The sequence below is a fragment of the Pseudomonas sp. E6002 genome (assembly GCF_013385565.1).
In the GTDB taxonomy this organism is placed as follows: domain Bacteria; phylum Pseudomonadota; class Gammaproteobacteria; order Pseudomonadales; family Pseudomonadaceae; genus Aquipseudomonas.
In genome coordinates, this window is sequence record NZ_JACAPT010000026.1 from 27,314 (window position 1) to 44,423 (window position 17,110).

Annotated in this window: 16 protein-coding genes; 11 read left to right on the top strand and 5 right to left on the bottom strand. The window is 61.3% G+C overall.

Annotated elements, in window-relative coordinates:
• The first annotated feature begins 266 nt into the window (after window positions 1–266).
• From paaA to HX815_RS21090, 9 genes are all read left to right on the top strand, one after another.
• Window positions 267–1,256, top strand: coding sequence for a 1,2-phenylacetyl-CoA epoxidase subunit PaaA (gene paaA / locus HX815_RS21050; protein WP_003208897.1), 990 nt, complete (start codon window positions 267–269; stop codon window positions 1,254–1,256).
• 27 nt (window positions 1,257–1,283) lie between these two features.
• Entirely contained in the window at window positions 1,284–1,565 is a 282-nt protein-coding gene (paaB, locus tag HX815_RS21055) for a 1,2-phenylacetyl-CoA epoxidase subunit PaaB (RefSeq protein ID WP_003208899.1), read from the top strand.
• Window positions 1,566–1,573: 8 nt separating this feature from the next.
• On the top strand, window positions 1,574–2,335 hold the full coding sequence (gene paaC, locus HX815_RS21060; RefSeq protein WP_003208901.1) for a 1,2-phenylacetyl-CoA epoxidase subunit PaaC: 762 nt from the start codon (window positions 1,574–1,576) through the stop codon (window positions 2,333–2,335).
• Entirely contained in the window at window positions 2,322–2,855 is a 534-nt protein-coding gene (gene paaD, locus HX815_RS21065; protein ID WP_003208903.1) for a 1,2-phenylacetyl-CoA epoxidase subunit PaaD, read from the top strand. The genes paaC and paaD overlap by 14 nt, the downstream gene beginning before the upstream one ends.
• A 33-nt stretch (window positions 2,856–2,888) precedes the next feature.
• A complete protein-coding gene (paaE, locus tag HX815_RS21070) occupies window positions 2,889–3,965 on the top strand; it encodes a 1,2-phenylacetyl-CoA epoxidase subunit PaaE (protein ID WP_003208905.1) in 1,077 nt (358 codons plus the stop codon).
• 161 nt (window positions 3,966–4,126) lie between these two features.
• Window positions 4,127–4,435, top strand: a complete 309-nt coding sequence (locus HX815_RS21075) for a DUF485 domain-containing protein (RefSeq protein WP_003208907.1) — start codon at window positions 4,127–4,129, stop codon at window positions 4,433–4,435.
• The gene (locus HX815_RS21080) at window positions 4,432–6,078 is read left to right on the top strand and encodes a cation acetate symporter (protein WP_003208909.1); all 1,647 of its coding nucleotides are present in this window, start codon (window positions 4,432–4,434) and stop codon (window positions 6,076–6,078) included. The genes HX815_RS21075 and HX815_RS21080 overlap by 4 nt, the downstream gene beginning before the upstream one ends.
• Window positions 6,079–6,107: 29 nt before the next feature.
• Complete coding sequence (paaZ, locus tag HX815_RS21085; protein WP_008436089.1) at window positions 6,108–8,162, top strand: phenylacetic acid degradation bifunctional protein PaaZ; 2,055 nt, start codon at window positions 6,108–6,110, stop codon at window positions 8,160–8,162.
• 248 nt (window positions 8,163–8,410) lie between these two features.
• Window positions 8,411–8,962, top strand: a complete 552-nt coding sequence (locus HX815_RS21090; RefSeq protein WP_177028824.1) for a GNAT family N-acetyltransferase — start codon at window positions 8,411–8,413, stop codon at window positions 8,960–8,962.
• Window positions 8,963–8,964: 2 nt separating this feature from the next.
• Here HX815_RS21090 and HX815_RS21095 read toward each other — a convergent pair whose 3' ends face one another.
• From HX815_RS21095 to HX815_RS21115, 5 genes are all read right to left on the bottom strand, one after another.
• Window positions 8,965–9,978, bottom strand: a complete 1,014-nt coding sequence (locus HX815_RS21095; RefSeq protein ID WP_177028825.1) for a GNAT family N-acetyltransferase — start codon at window positions 9,976–9,978, stop codon at window positions 8,965–8,967.
• A 14-nt stretch (window positions 9,979–9,992) separates the two neighbouring features.
• Complete coding sequence (gene tauD / locus HX815_RS21100) at window positions 9,993–10,826, bottom strand: taurine dioxygenase (protein WP_003208917.1); 834 nt, start codon at window positions 10,824–10,826, stop codon at window positions 9,993–9,995.
• A 2-nt stretch (window positions 10,827–10,828) separates the two neighbouring features.
• The gene (gene tauA / locus HX815_RS21105; RefSeq protein ID WP_177028826.1) at window positions 10,829–11,815 is read right to left on the bottom strand and encodes a taurine ABC transporter substrate-binding protein; all 987 of its coding nucleotides are present in this window, start codon (window positions 11,813–11,815) and stop codon (window positions 10,829–10,831) included.
• 165 nt (window positions 11,816–11,980) lie between these two features.
• Window positions 11,981–12,850: an oxaloacetate decarboxylase gene (locus HX815_RS21110; RefSeq protein WP_003208921.1), complete on the bottom strand. Its 870-nt coding sequence runs from the start codon at window positions 12,848–12,850 to the stop codon at window positions 11,981–11,983.
• Between the two features lie 142 nt (window positions 12,851–12,992).
• Window positions 12,993–14,120, bottom strand: a complete 1,128-nt coding sequence (locus tag HX815_RS21115; RefSeq protein WP_177028827.1) for an alpha/beta hydrolase — start codon at window positions 14,118–14,120, stop codon at window positions 12,993–12,995.
• Between the two features lie 163 nt (window positions 14,121–14,283).
• Here HX815_RS21115 and HX815_RS21120 point away from each other — a divergent pair, with 163 nt between their 5' ends.
• Both HX815_RS21120 and HX815_RS21125 read left to right on the top strand, forming a co-directional pair.
• Complete coding sequence (locus HX815_RS21120; RefSeq protein WP_177028828.1) at window positions 14,284–15,123, top strand: EcsC family protein; 840 nt, start codon at window positions 14,284–14,286, stop codon at window positions 15,121–15,123.
• Between the two features lie 215 nt (window positions 15,124–15,338).
• Window positions 15,339–17,099 (top strand): EAL domain-containing protein, encoded by a 1,761-nt coding sequence (locus HX815_RS21125; RefSeq protein WP_177028829.1) that lies wholly within the window; start codon window positions 15,339–15,341, stop codon window positions 17,097–17,099.
• Window positions 17,100–17,110: the final 11 nt, after the last annotated feature.

Sequence of the window (17,110 nt, forward strand, 5' to 3'; positions counted from 1 at the left end):
CATCCTGATTCAACGCGGCGCACTCAGGTTCTTCGCGAGCAAGCCCGCTCCCACATAAAGCGGCCCTGTTTTTTGCCTACTGGCCCTGCTTACCACGATGACCGGGAACCCTATGCCGCCGTTACCGTAGCGACAGATATCTGCTCCCTTCCCGCAAAGCGATACAAAATCAAATAACGACACCATATTTTGTGTTTGATATTAATTTCCGTATCGCTTATAAAGTCCTCCATGCCTACGACAAAACACAAGGCGGGAGACCCCCCATGTACGCACAGCTTGTAGAAACCGGAGTAAAGCGCATCAAGGACCTCTCCGAGATGTCCGACCAGGAACGCGCTTTCCAGGAAAAAATCGACGCCGAAATCAAGATCGAAGCCAAGAACTGGATGCCCGACGCCTACCGTCAAACCCTGATCCGCCAGATCTCCCAACACGCCCACTCGGAAATCGTCGGCATGCTGCCCGAGGGCAACTGGGTCACCCGCGCCCCCACCCTCAAACGCAAGCTGCAACTGATGGCCAAGATCCAGGACGAAGCCGGCCACGGCCTGTACCTCTACAGCGCCATGGAAACCCTGGGCGCCGACCGCGACGAAGAAATCGCCAAGCTCCACAGCGGCAAGGCCAAGTACTCCAGCATCTTCAACTACCCCACCCTGAACTGGGCCGACATGGGCGCAGTAGGCTGGCTGGTAGACGGCGCCGCCATCGTCAACCAGGTGGTACTGCAGCGCACCTCCTACGGCCCCTACTCCCGGGCCATGGTGCGCATCTGCAAGGAAGAAAGCTTTCACCAGCGCCAGGGCTACGAACTGCTGCTGACCATGATGCGCCAGGGCACCCAGGCGCAAAAAGACATGGTCCAGGACGCGATCAACCGCCTCTGGTGGCCATCGCTGATGATGTTCGGCCCCAGCGACGAACACTCGCCCAACAGCGCCCAGTCCATGGCCTGGAAAATCAAGCGCCAGAGCAACGACGAACTGCGCCAGCGCTTCATCGACCAGACCATCCCGCAGCTGGAGCTGCTGGGCTGCACCTGCCCCGACCCGGACCTGAAGTGGAACGCCGAACGCGGCCATTACGATTTCGGCGAGATCCAGTGGAGCGAGTTCTACGAAGTGCTCAAGGGCAACGGTCCGTGCAACCAGGAACGCGTCGCCACCCGCCGCAAGGCGATTGAAGACGGTGCCTGGGTACGCGAAGCCGCCGTCGCCCACGCCCGTAAAAAACAGAACAAGAACGCCGCCTGATCGGCCACCTGATGTGGAGTCACCGTTATGTCTGAATGGACCCTGTTTGAAGTCTTCGTGCGCAGCAAGCACGGCCTGAATCACAAGCATGTGGGCAGCGTGCATGCCGCCGACACCACCATGGCCATCGAGAATGCCCGGGAGCTGTACACCCGCCGCAGTGAAGGCGTGAGCCTGTGGGTAGTGCCTTCCGCGCTGATCACCGCCTCGTCGCCGGACGAGAAAGACCCGCTGTTCGACCCGGCCGATGACAAGGTCTACCGCCACGCCAGCTTCTACGAGTTGCCGGCCGAAGTCGGGCATATGTGAGGTCGACCATGAACCCTGAAACCGATCTGATCGAATACCTGCTGCGCCTCGGCGACAGCGCCCTGATCCAGGGCCAGCGCCTGTGCCAGTGGTGCGGCCATGCGCCGGCGCTGGAAGAAGAACTGGCGCTGATGAACGTCGGCCTCGACCTGGTGGGCCAGGCGCGCAACTGGCTGGAATACGCCGCCGAGCTGCTGGACGACGGGCGCGACGCCGATCACCTGGCCTTCCGCCGGGATGAGCGGGCCTATCGCAACCTGCTGCTGGTGGAACAACCCAACGGCGACTACGCGGTGACCATCCTCAAGCAATTCCTGTATGACGCCTGGCACTTGCCGGTGTTGAGCGGCCTGGCCCAATCCAGCGACGAACGCATCGCCGGCATCGCGGCCAAGGCGGTGAAGGAAGTCACCTATCACCTGCGCCGCTCCGGCGAGTGGGTGGAGCGCCTGGGAGACGGCACCGAGGAAAGCCATAAACGCATGCTCGCGGCGATCCCCGAGCTGTGGCGGTTCACCGTGGAACTGACCGGCGCCGACGACAGTGAACAGCGCCTGCACGCCGCCGGCATTACGCCGGACGCCGCTCAGGTTGCCGCAGCGTGGCAAACCCAGGTCAGCGAAATCTTTACCAGCGCCACCCTGCCCCTGCCGCCTGCTGCGAGCTATTTCTACCTGGATGCACGCCGCGGTTTGCACAGCGAGCACCTGGGAATTTTGTTGGCGGAAATGCAGTTTTTGCCCCGAGCGTACCCCGATGCAACCTGGTGAGCTGATCGCCAGCGACCAGGGCGCACGCCCGGCGCAACCCACCGACCTGGCTGCCGCGTGGGCCACCCTGGCGCAGGTCATGGACCCGGAAGTGCCGGTGGTGAGCGTGGTCGACCTGGGCATAGTGCGCGACCTGGACTGGCAGGCCGGCCACTTGCATGTGGTGGTCACGCCGACCTACTCCGGCTGCCCCGCCACCGAAGTGATCGAGGGCGATATCCGCGATGCATTGGAGCTGGCAGGTTTCCGCGCCCCGCAACTGGAACGCAAGCTGACCCCGGCCTGGACCACCGACTGGATCACCAGCAGCGGCCGCGAACGCCTGCGGGCCTACGGCATCGCACCGCCCCAAGGCAGTAGCAGCAAACGCAGCCTGCTGGGAGAAAGCCCGGTGATTGCTTGCCCGCAATGCGGCAGCACCCACACCGAAGTGCTCAGCGAATTCGGCTCCACCGCCTGCAAGGCGCTGCACCGCTGCCGCGATTGCCTGGAACCGTTCGACTATTTCAAGTGCATCTGAGGGGCCAGCGGCCCGCTTGGTTGGAGAACAACAATGAGCAAATTTCACAGCCTGACCATCAAGGATGTGCGCAACGAGACCCGTGACGCGGTGTCCATCGCCTTCGAGATTCCGCAGCACCTGCAAGACAGCTTCCACTTCACCCAGGGCCAGCACCTGGTGATGCGCACCCAGCTGGATGGCGAGGAAGTGCGCCGTTCCTATTCGATCTGCACCGGGGTCAATGACGGTGAACTGCGCATCGCCATCAAGCGCGTGGCCGGTGGACGGTTCTCCGCCTTTGCCAATGAGCAGCTCAAGGCCGGGCACAGCCTGGAAGTGATGCCGCCCGCCGGGCATTTTCATGTGGACCTTGATCCGGCTCGCCACGGCCATTACCTGGCAGTGGCGGCCGGCAGCGGTATCACGCCGATCCTGTCGATCATCAAGACCACCCTGCAAACCGAGCCCCACAGCCGCGTGACGCTGCTGTACGGCAACCGTTCCAGCTCCGGTGCACTGTTTCGCGAACAGCTGGAAGACCTGAAGAACCGCTACCTGCAGCGCCTGAACCTGATCTTCGTGTTCAGCCGCGAGCAGCAGGATGTTGACCTTTACAACGGCCGCATCAATGCCGAGAAGTGCGAGCAACTGTTCTCCCGCTGGCTCGACGTGAAAGCCCTCGACGCGGCCTTTATCTGCGGCCCGCAGGAGATGACCGAGACCGTGCGCGACAGCCTCAAGGCCAAGGGCATGGCGCCCGAGCGCATCCATTTCGAACTGTTCGCCGCCGCCGGCAGCCAGCACAAGCGCGAGGCCCGCGAAGCGGCGCGGCAAGTGGATGCGGCGGTCAGCCAGATCACGGTGATCAGCGATGGCCGCGCCCTCGCCTTCGACCTGCCCCGCAACACTCAGAGCATCCTCGACGCGGGCAATGCCCAGGGCGCCGAGCTGCCGTATTCGTGCAAGGCCGGCGTGTGCTCCACCTGCAAATGCAAAGTCATCGAAGGCGAAGTGGAGATGGACAGCAACCACGCCCTCGAAGACTACGAAGTGGCCGCCGGCTATGTGCTGTCGTGCCAGGCATTCCCGGTCAGCGACAAGGTGGTACTGGATTTCGATCAGCTTTAAGGACACACCGCTCCCCTGTAGGAGCGAGCTTGCTCGCGAAGATCGTTAACGATGACGCGGGTAGCCTGAATCAACGCGGCGCCCTCAGGTTTTTCGCGAGCAAGCTCGCTCCTACAGGACGCAGGTTTAACCACAACAACAATAAAAAGGAGCACACCACCATGACCCCCGACGATATCGAGCGCATCCGTCGACATCCCGATTTCATCCAGTTGGTACGCCGCAAACAGAACCTGTACTGGTCGCTGTCGCTGATCATGCTGGTGATCTATTTCGGGTTTGTGCTGTTGGTGGCGTTCTCCCCGGCTACCCTCGGGCAGTCGTTGAGCGGCGGCGTGACCACCGTGGGCATGCTGGTGGGTGTGGTGATTGTGCTGCTGGCGTTCGCGCTGACCGGCTTTTATGTGTACCGCGCCAACCATGTGATCGACCCGCTGAACGACAAACTCAAGCAGGAGTGCACAGCATGAGCCGGCTGGTAGCGTGGTTTCTCCTGCCGCTGGCATTGGCCACGGACCTTGCAGTCGCCGCCGACGGCGCATCCCGGCCACTGAACTGGAACGCCATCGGCATGTTCCTGGTGTTCGTGCTGTTCACCCTCGGCGTGACTCGCTGGGCCGCCCTGCGCACCCGTTCCGCCAGCGACTTCTACACCGCCGGCGGCGGCATGAGCGGCTTCCAGAATGGCCTGGCGATTGCCGGCGACATGATCTCGGCGGCGTCATTCCTCGGCATCTCGGCGATGATGTTCCTCAACGGTTATGACGGCCTGCTCTACGCCCTGGGCGTGTTGGCCGGCTGGCCGATCATCCTGTTCCTGATCGCCGAGCGCCTGCGCAACCTGGGCAAGTACACGTTTGCCGATGTGGTGTCCTACCGCCTGGAGCAGACCCCGGTGCGCCTGACCTCGGCCTTCGGCACCCTGACCGTGGCGCTGATGTACCTGGTGGCGCAGATGGTGGGCGCCGGCAAGCTGATCGAGCTGCTGTTCGGCATCGACTACCTGTACGCGGTGATGCTGGTGGGCGTGCTGATGGTGTTTTACGTGACCTTCGGCGGCATGCTCGCCACCACCTGGGTGCAGATCATCAAGGCGGTGATGTTGCTGTTCGGCACCACCTTCATGGCGTTCATGGTGCTCAAGCACTTTGGTTTCAGCACCGAGGCGATGTTCGCCGGGGCCACCGCCGTGCACGCCAAGGGCAGCGCGATCATGGCGCCGGGGGGCTTGCTGTCGAACCCGATCGATGCGATTTCCCTGGGGCTGGGCATGATGTTCGGCACCGCCGGGTTGCCGCATATCCTGATGCGCTTCTTTACCGTCAGCGACGCCAAGGAAGCGCGCAAGAGCGTGTTCTACGCCACCGGTTTCATTGGCTACTTCTACCTGCTGCTGATCATCGTCGGCTTCGGCGCCATCGTCATGGTGGGTACTGACCCAAGCTTCCGGGATGCCAACGGCGCGATCATCGGCGGCGGCAACATGATCGCCGTGCACCTGGCACAGGCCGTGGGCGGCAACCTGTTCCTCGGGTTCATTTCGGCGGTGGCCTTCGCGACCATCCTGGCCGTGGTCGCCGGGCTGGCGTTGTCCGGCGCGTCGGCGGTGTCCCACGACCTGTATGCCTGCGTGATCCGCAAGGGCCAGGCCAGCGAGCAGCAGGAAATCCGCGTGTCGCGCATCGCTACGCTGTGCATCGGCGTGCTGGCGATCATCCTCGGCCTGCTGTTTGAGTCGCAAAACATCGCGTTCCTGTCCGGCCTGGTACTGGCGATCGCCGCCTCGGTGAATTTCCCGGTGCTGTTCCTCTCGATGTACTGGAAGGGCCTGACCACCCGTGGCGCGGTGACCGGCAGCCTGGCGGGACTGGTCTCGGCCATCGTGCTGCTGGTGCTGAGCCCGGCGGTGTGGGTCAACGTACTGCATTACGACAAGGCGCTGTTCCCATACTCCAACCCGGCCCTGTTTTCCATGAGCCTGGCGTTTTTCAGCGCCTGGGTCTTTTCCGTCACCGACCGCTCGCCCCGCGCTGCCGTTGAACGCGGGCGTTACCTGGCGCAGTTCATTCGCTCCATGACCGGCATTGGTGCCGCAGGCGCCAGCAAACACTAACTCTCATTTTCCAACCCGGAGGAATCGTGATGTCTCACGCCCCTACCCTGCAAAGTTTTATCGCTGGCCGCTGGATCGGCCAACACGGCGCCCAGGTGCTGCGCAGCGCCATTGACGGCCACGAGCTGGCACGCACTCACGAGGAGCGCCCGGACTTCGCCGAAGCCATCGAACACGGGCGCCTCCAGGGTGTCAGCGGGCTGATGGCCCTGGATTTCCAGCAGCGGGCCCAGCGCCTCAAGGCCATCGCGCTGTACCTGAGCGAGCGCAAGGAACAGCTCTACGCCCTCTCCCACCACAGCGGCGCGACCCGTGCGGACAGCTGGATCGATATCGAAGGCGGCAACAGCACGCTGTTCACCTACGCCAGCCTGGGCTCGCGGGAATTGCCGTCGGGCAATATCGTCCACGAAGGCCCGGCGATGCAGCTGAGCAAGCTCGGCAGCTTTGCCGGCACCCATATCCTGGTGCCTCGTGGCGGCCTGGTGGTGCACATCAACGCGTTCAACTTCCCGATCTGGGGCATGCTGGAAAAATTCGCCCCGAGTTTCCTGGCGGGCATGCCATGCATCGTCAAGCCGGCCAGCGCCACCAGCTACCTGACCGAAGCCGTGGTGCGCCTGATGGACGAATCCGGCCTGCTGCCACCCGGCAGCCTGCAACTGGTGATCGGCAGCACCGGCGACCTGCTCGACCGCCTGCAAGGCCAGGACGTGGTGACCTTCACCGGCTCAGCCGACACCGCCGCCAAGCTGCGGGTCAACCCGAACCTGATCCGCAACTCGGTGCCGTTCAACGCCGAGGCCGACTCGCTGAACTGCGCGATCCTCGCCCCGGACGTAAGCCCGGACGACGAAGAGTTCGAGCTGTTCATCAAGGAAGTCGCCCGGGAAATGACCACCAAGGCCGGGCAGAAATGCACCGCCATTCGCCGCGCCATCGTGCCGGCCAAACATATCGACGCCGTCGCCACCCGCCTGCGGGACCGCCTGAAAAAAGTTGTGGTGGGCGACCCGTCGGTGGAAGGCGTGCGCATGGGCGCACTGGCCTCCCACGACCAGCAGAAAGACGTGGCCGAACGCCTGGAAAGCCTGTTGCAGAGCAGCGACATGCTGTTCGGCGCCCGCGACGGCTTTGAACCCCGCGGTGAAAACGTCAGCCAGGGCGCGTTCTTCGCCCCGACCCTGCTGCAAGCCCGCGACCCGCATGCGGAAGGCGGCGCCCACGACATCGAGGCCTTCGGCCCGGTCAGCACACTGATGGCCTACGACGACCTCGACGAAGCCCTGGCCCTGGCCGCACGCGGCAAAGGCAGCCTCGTCGCGAGCCTGATCACCAAAGACCCGCAGATCGCTGCCAAAGCCATCCCGGTGGCTGCCGCGTGGCACGGCCGCCTGCTGGTGCTCGACCGCGAATCCGCCGCCGAATCCACCGGCCACGGCTCGCCCCTGCCGCAACTCAAGCACGGCGGCCCGGGCCGCGCCGGTGGCGGCGAAGAACTAGGCGGCTTGCGCGCCGTGAAACACTACCTGCAACGCGCAGCCGTACAGGGCTCACCGACCATGCTGGCGGCGGTCACCGGCGAGTACGTACGCGGCGCCAAGGTCATCGAGACCGAAGTGCACCCGTTCCGCCGCTTCTTCCAGGACCTGCAGATTGGCGAATCGCTGCTGACCCACCGCCGCACCGTCACCGAGGCCGACCTGGTGAACTTCGGCTGCCTGTCGGGCGATCACTTCTACATGCACTTCGATGACATCGCCGCCAAGGAATCGCAATTCGGCAAACGCATTGCCCATGGTTACTTTGTGCTGTCGGCGGCGGCCGGGCTGTTTGTGTCCCCGGCACCGGGGCCGGTGCTGGCGAACTACGGGCTGGACACCCTGCGGTTTATCAACCCGGTGGGCATTGGCGACACCATCCAGGCGCGGCTGACCTGCAAGCGCAAGATCGACCAGGGCAAGAAGAGCCCCCAGGGCATTCCGCAAGGCGTGGTGGCGTGGGATGTGGAGGTGACCAACCAGCTGGGTGAGCTGGTGGCCAGTTATGACATCTTGACGTTGGTGGTCAAACGCGAGGAGTGACCGCTCAGACCAATGTGGGAGCTGTCGAGCCCCAGCGAGGCTGCGATGGGATCACCGCGCCGTACCTGCCAGACCGCGGCGCCTGCATCGCAGCCTCGCTGGGGCTCGACAGCTCCCACAGTTGATCTCAGTTGATCAGGAGCGTGTGTTCGTATCCCGTGACGCCCTGCGTCACCACTGAACAGATTGATTTTTTATTCCGCACGACACACCTTAGCGAATCGTTTTTCTAAAAGGTGACGCCCGCAGTGTCCGATTTTCCGACGCTCAAAACCGAACGCCTGACCCTCAGAGAACTTACACAGGAGGATGCGGTGGAGTTGTTTGCGATTCATAGCGACGCTGAAGCAATGAAGTGGTTCGGTGCCGACCCAATTACCGAGCCTCATCAAGCGGAGCAACTGATCGAGCTGTTTGCCAGTTGGCGCACCTCACCCAATCCGGGGATTCGCTGGGGGATTGAAGACATAGCCACGGCAGCGCTGATCGGTACCTGTGGTTTCTTCAAATGGAATCGTATGTGGCGCAGTTGTGCCATCGGGTTTGAGATGGCGCAATCGGCACAGGGACAGGGGCTCATGAAGGAGGCGGTTTACGCCGCCCTTCGATGGGCGTTCCAGCACATGGAACTCAACAGGATCGAGGCGCTGGTTCATCCTGACAACGCTCGGTCACTGAACCTGCTTGAGAAAGCCGGGTTCGTGCGTGAAGGAACGTTGAGGCAGGCGGGTTACTGGAACGCAGCTCATCAAGACCTGGTTCAGCTTTCGCTGCTGCGTGGGGAGTGTGAGTACCTTTAGTGTCAGCGCGCGGTCCGGCGGTAAACCAGCGTATCGCGTACGCCGAAGTACTCGCAGCGCCGCGCGCCTTGAAGGGTTTCCACCCATTCAAACCCCGTTGCCTCAGCCAGTCGTTGACTGGATATGTTCGCCGAAGAAGTGGTCAGGTGCAGTGTGTGCCCGCTCAACTGCGAAACCAGAGCGTTCAATGCCTCCCTCATCAGCCCATGACCGGCGTGTGCCTGATTGCCCCAATAGCCAACTTCGTAGCTGTGAATCTCATCGGCCAGCGGCAGCAGACCGATACAGCCCACCAATGCCTGGGGATCGTCGCGAGATAACAGGAAATACCGTTTCTCCCCGACAGGCGCATCGAAGTCTTTTGCCGCGCGCTGCAGGCTTTCCTGCGTGTCCTCCCGCGTCCAGTGCGGCTTGCTCCATACGAGAAACCGGCGGTGCAGTGCGTAACTGGCGTTCAAGGCATCGGCGAGTTTTTCAGCGAGCGCCACGTCGGGCGCAACCAGGGTCATCCGGTCAGTTTGCAGGGTTGTGGGCAGCGGCGCCTGCTGTTCAATGGTTTGCACCCACACGAATCCTTCGTCTTCACTGGGTGGCTCGAGCATGCTGAACACGCTTTTCAGCGCGTCCTCCGGCACCTTTTTGTCGGCATTGCGTTGGGCATTTCGCGATAACGCCAGCTCCAGTGGTGCGCTCACCAGGATGCCGATCACCGGGACTGCATAGTCCCTCGCGATGGACAGCAGCTCCTGCCGATGACGCCGCGCCGGCAAAGCAGCATCGAAGACGATTGCGCCGTGCCCCAATCGCTCAAGGTTTTCCGCCACCCAGCGAGACTTGCCCGCCCCCTGCACGCCCATGACCACGTACACATGAGTGCCCTTTGCCGCCTGTGACAGCTCGTGCCTCAACCGCGCATACGCGAGCTGCCATGCCTGTCGATTTCGTTCAGGCGTGAATTCCCTGCCGAACTCGGTTTCCAGATAGTCGTCAGGGTTGATCACCAAGGGCAAGTCCATCGACCGATCCTCCATCAAAAAGGCACGTCACCCAACATCGTCGCGCGGTGCATCACCCGCCTTTGCGGTCGGTAATCATCAATCGCGTAATGCTGGGTAATGCGGTTATCCCAGAACGCTACATCATTCGCCTTCCATCGCCAACGCACGGTGAATTCCGGACGGCTCACGTGGCTGAACAATAACCGCAACAACGCATCACTTTCCGCCGCCTCAAGCTCATTGATCCGCGTGGTAAAGCCCTCATTCACAAACAACGCCTTGCGCCCGGTGGCAGGATGCGTCCTGACCACCGGGTGTGACAGCGGCGGGTGATCCTTCCGGGCTTTTTCGTAGCGCGCCAATGCTTCGGGCGTGCTGCCGAAGCGCTCGGTGGGAAATGATTTGGTCAATTCGTGGGTGGCGGTCAGGCCGTCGAGCAGTTGCCTGACGGGGGCCGATAACCCTTCAAACGCAGCCACGCCATTGGCCCACAACGTATCCCCGCCGAACGCAGGCACTTGCCTGGCCGCCAACACAGAGCCCATCGCCGGTGCGGCGAGGAAGGTCACATCGGTGTGCCAGATGGCGTTGTCGCGGACATCGGTCACGGCGGTGTCGATCAGCAGCAGTTCCGGGTGCCGGTCAACGTGCGGGTAAATCGGATGCCGGTGCAAATCACCAAACCGCGCGGCAAATGCCACGTGCTGCCCGGGGGTAATGGCCTGGTTACGGAAGAACAACACCTGGTGCTGCAGCAGTGCTTGCTCCACCCAGTCGTGTTGTTGATCCGTCAGAGGCAGGGCCATATCCAGCCCCTCAACCTCGGCGCCGATGGTAGGGCCAAGGGGATGAAGCGTCAGGCCCATGATTATTCTCCGATGAACTTGTCGCTGACGAAGGCGGAATAGTCAGGCAGGACCTTTTCGATTTTTCCCTGCTCTTTCAGAAATTCGGCGGTCTTGCCGATTTCCCTGGCGGTGCCACCGGCGAGGTATTGCGCGCTTTTTTGTTCGGCGGCCGTCGGGAACGACGAGCCATCGAGCAGCTCGGGAATGTCCGCAGCGTTGGCGCCTGTGAGCCGGGCGATGCTCTTCACGGGGGCAGAATCAGCGGTCCAGTCTTTTTTATGCGCGGCGTAATCGGCAATCGCCGCCAGGCTGACCCTGGCAAAATCGGCAACGACCTTCGGATTCTTTTCAGCGAAATCCTTGCGCGCTACCCACACCTCAAAGGTCGGGGCGCCCCAGTTGGAAACTTCGGCAGCATCCGTGAGGATCTTGCCGGTCTTACGGATTTCACCCAGGGCAGGCGACCAGGTAAACGCCCCGTCGATATCGCCGCGGGCCCAGGCGGCGGTGATTTGTGCCGGTGTCAGGTTGACGATGTTGACTTTGCGCGGGTCCAGGTTCCAGTGCTTCAGCGCGCCCAGCAGGCTGTAATGGGAGGTCGACACAAAGGGCACGGCGATGGTTTTGCCGATCAGGTCATCAGGGGTCTTGATCCCGCTGCCGTCGCGAACCACCAGGGCCTCGGAACTGCGAATCTGCGCGCTGACAATGAACGCCACCAGCGGCATGTTTCGCGAAGCCGCCGCGGCCAACGGGCTGGAACCCAGGTTGCCGATCTGCACATCACCGGAAGCCATGGCGGCCAGGACGGCCGGGCCCGCGTCGAATCTGCGCCAATCGATCTTCTGGCCGATACCTTTTTCATATTCGCCATCGGCGATGGCGCGTTTGATCGGGTCGATGCCGTTGATGTAGCCGATGGTGAGGTCAGCGGATTGAGCGCTTAGGGAGAGGACAGCGAGGCCCACGGCCGAGAGGAGGTTGCGGGCCAGTTTCAGCGTGTTCATTTTTATAGATTCCTGAGCGGATAAGACTTGAACAGCGCGGACTCCGGCTCTCCAAGGGTCAACTCAGTTAGATGATATTGATCTATAAAAAATAAAATAAATAATTTTATGGAATTAGCTTAGAGCTTCTGCAGGAGCGATCAAGCTCGCTCCTGCAGGGTCATGTCACTCTTGAACATCCATGAACTCTTTGGCCCAGCTCACGTAGGTGTCGGGGAACGTGTAGGTGTGGGTCAGTTCGCTGGCGGTCAGGTTTGACGTGCTGCGCGTCAGGTTGCGCTGTTCGCGAAGGCTGTCGTAGGTGGCCTTGATCGAGGCGAAGTACGCGCCGTGCCCGGCGACCACAATCCGCACACCCAGTTTGGCCAGGCGTTCGTTGTCATTGAGATGCGGGTTGGCGTAGGTCACCAGCATCAACGGCACCGTCAGGCCTTCGGCGATCTGTTCAAGGTGGTCGAAGTCACGGACACCCACCATGCAGATGCCGTCTGCGCCAGCCTCTTGATACGCCTTGGTGCGATGGATAACGTCTTCCACCGGCAATACGGCGGCGTTGGTCCGGGCGATGATCGAAAGCTGCGGATCGACCCGTGCCTCCAGGGCCGCCTTGACCTTGCCCACGCCCTCTTCCGTGCTGATGAGGTCGGTGGATTTGCGCCCGAACTGCGCGGGCAACAGGGTATCTTCAATGGTCAGCGCCGAGACGCCAGCACGCTCCAGTTCCTGGACGGTGCGCATCACGTTCAGTGCATTTCCGTAGCCGTGGTCGGCGTCGGCGATCACCGGAAGCTGCGCCACCCGGCCGATGCGGGTGGCCTGCTCGACGAACTCACTCAGGGTAATCAGCGCGAAGTCCGGTGCAGCCAGGACCTGTAATGACGCCACCGAGCCTCCCAGGATGCCGACTTCGAAGCCCAGGTCTGCAGCGATCCTGGCGGACATCGGGTCGAACACCGAGGCGGTGTGAAAGCAGTGTTGGGAGGCCAGCAGCTCGCGAAACGAGCGCCGTAGATCCTGGTGGGAAATTTTCGACATGTTCACTCCTCACTGTCGCCGTATACGCGGGAACGACCAGTGCCAATTCAAAAGTAAGGCTAGCGTATCACGCCGGAAAAAGATGGTTGATGACGTTTGAGAAACTTATACATCACGCTTGGCGGGGGGAAGCCCGCCGCCATTACTTCAACCGTCCCGCCTCACCCAGCCAGGTTGACGCGCCCTGTCGCAACCATTCGGTGGCGGCGGGATTGTGTTTGACCCGGCTATCCAGGAACGCCACACCCATGGCCTGAATCGCGGCCACCTGCTTGGGGTCCGGCGCCGGTTCGCCCGCCATCGGGCCGCCGCCGCCAGGTTTGGCGCCGTGCTTGTGCCCCCGACCCTTGGGCGCGTCGCCAGACGAAGCACTGCCCTTGTCGGCCCTTTTCGCCGGCCGGCTGAACAGCTCGCTCCCGGACAAGGTCTTATGCGTCGCACTGTTCAACTCCAGCTGAACACTGCCCGCCGCTGTCACCGACTCGCCCAACACCTCTCGCTGACGGTAAGAGCTGACCCAGTTGAACGGGTCTTCATCCTGCTGGCCGGTCATCGACAGCACGGGCGCCGTTATCCGGGCAAACACGTCCGGCCGGGCATCGGCGTCCACATAAGGGCTGAGCAGCAACACCGCCTTGGGTTGAATCCCGACGCCCGGGGTGGCCCCGGGCTCCAGCGCCCCGGCGAGTGCCTCAGCGGTCTGCGCGCCAAAATCAAAGCCGGCCACCACCACCTGGTTCCAGTCGATGGCCGCCAGTTGCGCGTCGCCTTTGGCGGCCCGTGCCCGAACTTCGCTCAGGACTTTCTGCAAGGTCGACAGCCTGTCACGCAGGGCGGCGGCGGAGTAATGACTGCTCGCCATCCCACGAAAGTCACCATATACCGCCTGCTGCGAGGCAAAGATCGACTGATCATGGGCGGGCTCCTGAACCGACAGCACCGCATAACCGGCCTGCGCCCAAGCCTTGCGCCACGCCACCCCGCCCGAGGCCGGCTCACCCAAACCCGGCAAGTAGATAATCAGCGGCAGGCGCTCATGGGTCACCGGTGCCAGCCACGCAACGTTCACCGATTGCTTGTCGAGCTGCCAGGTCGCGCCCCAGCCGGACGTTTCATAATGGGACGGTTGATACGCGGTGCTCAGTTCCTTGTTGACCCGCTCGCTGAATTCGGCCCGCGGGTTTGGCGGATCGCCCGCACACCCCGCAATCAATCCCAGGCTGCCCACCAGGGCGCTCACCGCCAGCCAGTACCGAGGTTGAAGGTTCATTCGATTCACACCGCCGTTCAGTTCAAGGTAACTGGCAGCCTAACCGACCCGCCGGCGAACGCAGCACCCGCGCAGGTAAAGAATGGGTAAAGCGTGACGGCACGATGGCCCTCTTCGCGGGTCTTTGTTTTATCAAAGCCGGAAAAATTTCAAGGAGACGCCTGTGAGCATCAGCGACAATCCCGAGGACTATCAGGATCTCAAGCGGGCCGTCGGTTTGCTGGAGTCACCCTCCCTGACGGCCAGGCTGTCCGGCATGATCGGCTCCCCGATTGAAAGCGCGGTAAAGGCATTGCCGGGGGTGGTTTCCAAACGGATCAATGGCGCGGTGGCGGCAGCGCTGCATTCATCCGCCGGCGCGGCGCTGAAAAGCCTGGACAACAGTCCGAGAAAACCGGCCTCGACCCGGCTGCACAAGGCTTTTGCGGCCACCTCGGGCGCCATCGGCGGGGCCTTCGGTTTCGCGGCGCTGTTTATCGAGCTGCCGATCTCCACCACCATCATGATGCGCGCGGTCGCCGACGTGGCGCGCAGCGAGGGTTTCGACCTGGGCGACTTTTCGACCAAACAAGCCTGCATCGAGGTGTTTGCCATGGGTGGCACCAGCCAGGCCGACGATGCAACGGAGACCGGTTACTACATGACCCGCAGCTTCACCACCCAGGCCATGCAACAACTGTCCAAGGAACTGGCGGGGATCGCCGCCAAGCAGGGCTCCAAGGCCATCAGCAGCTTGTCCCCGGGCCAAGCCGGGAAATGGCTGGCGATCCTGATCGATAAAGTCGCGACACGTTTTGGCTTTACCATTTCCAGCAAGTTCGCAGCCCAGGCCGTTCCGGTGATGGGCGCCTTTACCGGGGCGACGATCAATACGCTGTTCACCCACTTCTACCAGGACATGGCGCGGGGGCACTTCATCGTGAAACGGCTGGAAGAGAAATATGGTTTTGAGCCCATCAAGGATGCGTACATGGCCATCAAGGCGGCGCCCCGGGTGAACTAGAAGCGCGAAAATGCCGGAAAAATTTTTAATGCCGTGCATCCACTTCGCTGCCCCGCGCGTACATTCATCCGCAGGGCGCAAGAATTAGGGAGATACGCAGGAAGAGATCACCGGACGCCATACCCTTGAGCTATCTGATGAATAGAAAAACAACATCATAATGATGGCACTGTCTGATACCTTGTTGTACGAACATAACCACTTTGAGGATTGTCATGGGCGAAGGCGCTCCTATTCCGCCGAATGAAATTGAACGGCTAAAAGAGGTCGCGAAATTTTGTCCAACCGACAGCGATAGTGATGATGTATTTGAAAAGATCGTCGAGATGGCGTCTGCCTATTACAACGCCCCCATCGCACTGATTTCAATTGTCGATAAACACCGGCAATGGTTCAGGGCACGCGTGGGAATTACAGAAACGCAGACACCGCGAGAAGTGTCTTTTTGCGCCTACTCTACCCTGGACAACGCCCTGCTGGAGGTGTCGGACGCAACGCTGGATGCCCGCTTCAAAGACAATCCCCTGGTCACGGGGCCGCCGCATATTCGTTATTACGCGGGCGCGCCATTGATCACGGAGGATGGCTTTACCCTGGGAAGTCTCTGCATCATTGATACTGTCCCCCGCCCTCCCATGAGCGAGCGTGACAGTGCAATGCTCAACGACTTTGCCGAGCTGGTCATGATGCGCATACAGGGCATGCGGTCCCGCAACTTCGTAGACCAACCGACGGGGCTATTCAATCGACTCAGGCTTGAGGAAGATATACGTCAAGCGCTTAAGCTTGAAAACGCGTGCCATGTGTACGCAGTTGACATTATCTCGCCAAAGTTTCTCAACGATATTGTAAAGGCCCTGGGCTACAGCTTTGCCGGAGACCTGGTTCTGGCGATCAAATCTCGCCTGCAAAACCTGTTACCCGCGCAGTGCCTGCTTTACAAAATCAGCCCGACGCGGTTTGGCTTCATCCTTGAGGAGAATCAAACCACCGAGCACATCTGCGAAAGTATTCTCAAGGACTTCAAAAAGCCTGTTGAATGCCACGGCATCCCCATCCTCATGCAAGTCGGGATTGGCGTGCTGCCCATTCACCACTCCGGCCAGCAAGACTGGCTGCGCCTGCTGGTGAGTGCGGCAGATGAGGCGCGTGACCGCAAGCTGGGCTGGTCTCTTTATGAACCCCAGTTTGATGCAGCTCAACAACGCGCGTTCATGCTGTTGAGTTCGTTGCCGGAAGCGGTCAGCTGCGACAAACAGTTCAGCCTGGTGTATCAGCCCAAAGTCAAACTGCCCTCGGGAAGCTGTGATTCAGTAGAGGCATTGCTACGCTGGAACCATCCGTTGCTTGGCCCCATCGGCCCTGCCGAGTTCATCCCCCTGGCCGAAAAAACCGCGTTGATACCGTCCGTTGGATTATGGGTGCTCAAGGCAATCATCCGGCAAGCCGCAGCCTGGAAAGCACAAGGCGTGCGCCTGCGAATAGCGATGAACATTACCGTCAGCGATCTGGAAAGCTCCGAGTTCGTGGACGCGATGATTCATGAGCTTCACCGGCACGACCTTGACCCTGCCGACTTTGAACTTGAGTTTACCGAAAGTATGTTGATGACCAACCCTGAGGAAGTCATCCGGCAACTGCAGCGCGTTCGGCAGATTGGCATAGAGGTCGCGGTTGATGATTTCGGCACGGGCTACAGTAACTGGGCGTACCTGAAGGAACTGCCGGCCACTACCGTCAAGCTGGATCAATCATTGATCAGCGGGCTGGGCAGCAATCAAAATGACAAGCAGTTGGTTAAAACCCTGATAGGCCTGGCGAAAGGGCTCGGCTACCGAGTCGTTGCCGAAGGCGTAGAAAACCAGGAAATCCTCGACCTCTTGATACAGTGGGGATGTTCCGAAGCGCAGGGCTACCTGATAGCAAAGCCCATGACCGCAACGGACCTGGAAACCTGGATAAGCCAAGGCCGCTAGCGAACAGGCCC

Excerpts from the sequence above, each read along its gene's own strand:
- paaA (WP_003208897.1), top strand. The coding sequence starts at position 267 with ATGTACGCACAGCTTGTAGAAACCGGAGTAAAGCGCATCAAGGACCTC.
- paaB (WP_003208899.1), top strand. The coding sequence starts at position 1,284 with ATGTCTGAATGGACCCTGTTTGAAGTCTTCGTGCGCAGCAAGCACGGC.
- paaC (WP_003208901.1), top strand. The coding sequence starts at position 1,574 with ATGAACCCTGAAACCGATCTGATCGAATACCTGCTGCGCCTCGGCGAC.
- paaD (WP_003208903.1), top strand. The coding sequence starts at position 2,322 with ATGCAACCTGGTGAGCTGATCGCCAGCGACCAGGGCGCACGCCCGGCG.
- paaE (WP_003208905.1), top strand. The coding sequence starts at position 2,889 with ATGAGCAAATTTCACAGCCTGACCATCAAGGATGTGCGCAACGAGACC.
- HX815_RS21075 (WP_003208907.1), top strand. The coding sequence starts at position 4,127 with ATGACCCCCGACGATATCGAGCGCATCCGTCGACATCCCGATTTCATC.
- HX815_RS21080 (WP_003208909.1), top strand. The coding sequence starts at position 4,432 with ATGAGCCGGCTGGTAGCGTGGTTTCTCCTGCCGCTGGCATTGGCCACG.
- paaZ (WP_008436089.1), top strand. The coding sequence starts at position 6,108 with ATGTCTCACGCCCCTACCCTGCAAAGTTTTATCGCTGGCCGCTGGATC.
- HX815_RS21095 (WP_177028825.1), bottom strand. The coding sequence starts at position 9,978 with ATGGACTTGCCCTTGGTGATCAACCCTGACGACTATCTGGAAACCGAG.
- tauD (WP_003208917.1), bottom strand. The coding sequence starts at position 10,826 with ATGGGCCTGACGCTTCATCCCCTTGGCCCTACCATCGGCGCCGAGGTT.
- tauA (WP_177028826.1), bottom strand. The coding sequence starts at position 11,815 with ATGAACACGCTGAAACTGGCCCGCAACCTCCTCTCGGCCGTGGGCCTC.
- HX815_RS21110 (WP_003208921.1), bottom strand. The coding sequence starts at position 12,850 with ATGTCGAAAATTTCCCACCAGGATCTACGGCGCTCGTTTCGCGAGCTG.
- HX815_RS21115 (WP_177028827.1), bottom strand. The coding sequence starts at position 14,120 with ATGAACCTTCAACCTCGGTACTGGCTGGCGGTGAGCGCCCTGGTGGGC.
- HX815_RS21125 (WP_177028829.1), top strand. The coding sequence starts at position 15,339 with ATGGGCGAAGGCGCTCCTATTCCGCCGAATGAAATTGAACGGCTAAAA.